The 1,847-nt window shown below is 76.1% G+C and carries 1 protein-coding gene and 1 pseudogene; both read left to right on the top strand.

Features of this window, described 5'->3' with window-relative positions:
- Positions 1-1,485: DNA repair protein RecN (gene recN / locus ACYVE9_RS25175; protein ID WP_461030194.1), on the top strand; the 1,485-nt coding region annotated here is incomplete at its 5' end.
- A 170-nt stretch (positions 1,486-1,655) separates the two neighbouring features.
- Positions 1,656-1,847 (top strand): annotated as a pseudogene (locus ACYVE9_RS25170) (glycosyltransferase family 1 protein); the annotation flags it as partial.

Genomic DNA, 1,847 nt, shown 5'->3' with positions numbered 1-1,847 from the left:
GAACTGGACGAGGGGGCGCTGCTGCTCAGCCGCACCGTCTCGGCGGAGGGCCGTTCCCGGGCCCACGTCGGCGGGCGCTCGGTGCCCGTCGGGCTGCTGGCCGAACTCAGCGACGACCTCGTGGCCGTGCACGGCCAGACCGACCAGCAGGGCCTGCTGCGCCCCGCACGTCAACGGCAGGCGCTGGACCGCTACGCCGGCGCGGCCGTGTCCGGTCCGCTGACCGAGTACACCGCCGCCTACCGGCGGCTGCGCACCCTCACCGCGGAGCTGGACGAGATCACGACCCGGGCCAGGGAACGCGCCCAGGAAGCGGACCAGCTGCGCTTCGGACTGCAGGAGATCGCTGCCACCGAACCCCAGCCCGGCGAGGACACCGACCTGGCCGCCGAAGCCGAGCGGCTCGGCCACGGTGAGGCGCTCGCCTCGGCTGCGACGGCCGCCCACGCCGCGCTGGCCGGCGATCCCGCGGACCTGGAGATCGTGGACGCCGGCACCCTCGTCGCCGGCGCGCACCGGGAGCTGGAGGCCGTCCGCGCCCACGACCCGGAGCTGGCCCACCTCGCGGACCGGCTCGGCGAGGTCCACATCCTGCTCTCCGACATCGCCGGTGAGCTCGCCGGCTACGCCGACAACCTCGACTCCGACCCGTTGCGGCTCGCCACCGTGGAGGAGCGCCGCGCCCAGCTCGCGCACCTGACCCGCAAGTACGGGGAGAACGCCACCGAGGTGCTGCGCTGGGCCGAGGAGAGCGCCCAGCGGCTGGCCGAGCTGGAGGGCGACGACGAGCGCATCGGCGAACTGACCGCCGAACGCGACGCGCTGCGCGTCGAACTGGGCCTGCTGGCGGGGGCCCTCACCGCCGCCCGGACGGAGGCCGCCCGGCGGTTCGCCGAGGCCGTCACCGCGGAACTCGCCGAGCTGGCCATGCCGCACGCCCGCATCACCGTCGAGGTGCGGCAGAACGAGACCGACGACCCGGACGCCGGCATCGAGTCCGACGGCCGGCTGGTCGCGTTCGGACCGCACGGCGTCGACGACGTGGAACTGCACCTGGCGCCGCACCCGGGCGCGCCGCCGCGCCCGGTCGCCAAGGGCGCCTCGGGCGGTGAGCTGTCCCGGGTGATGCTCGCCGTGGAGGTCGTCTTCGCCGGTGCCGACCCCGTCCCGACCTACCTGTTCGACGAGGTGGACGCCGGGGTCGGCGGCAAGGCCGCCGTGGAGGTCGGCCGCCGGCTGGCCAGGCTGGCGCGGTCGGCGCAGGTCGTGGTGGTCACCCACCTCCCGCAGGTCGCCGCCTTCGCCGACCGCCACCTGCTGGTGGAGAAGACCGACGACGGCTCCGTCACCCGCAGCGGGGTTCAGGCGCTCACCGGTGAGGACCGGGTGCGGGAGCTGTCCCGGATGCTCGCCGGGCAGGAGGACTCCGAACTCGCCCGGGCGCACGCCGAGGAGCTGCTGGCGGCAGCACGCACCGACGGCTGACACGGCGGTCACCCGCCGGACACCGAACGGGTGACGGCGGGTCCCGCCCCCGACAGCCCGCCGTCCGCGGTGGCCCCGCCCGGGCCCCGCGGCTGGCATCCTGAGGAACAGGTCCCGGCCGCCCCCCGCGCTCGCGCACCGCTGTCCCGATCACAGGAGCCCCAACCGTTGTGAGCTGCACCTCCGCACCGTCCCCGCACGGCCGGGCGCCGCTGCACACCGTCCAGATCCTCGGCGGCGGCAGCGCCGGCACCGGCGCGCACGTCCGCTCATTGTCGGCCGGGCTGGTCGCCAGGGGCCTGCGGGTCACCGTGTGCGCCCCGGGGGAGGCCGAGCTGAGCCACCGGTTCACCGGCGCGGGA

It is taken from the genome of Streptomyces sparsus, from assembly GCF_054776295.1.
Note: the sequence above shows the minus strand (reverse complement) of the source record. Positions and strands in the feature narration are given on the sequence as shown.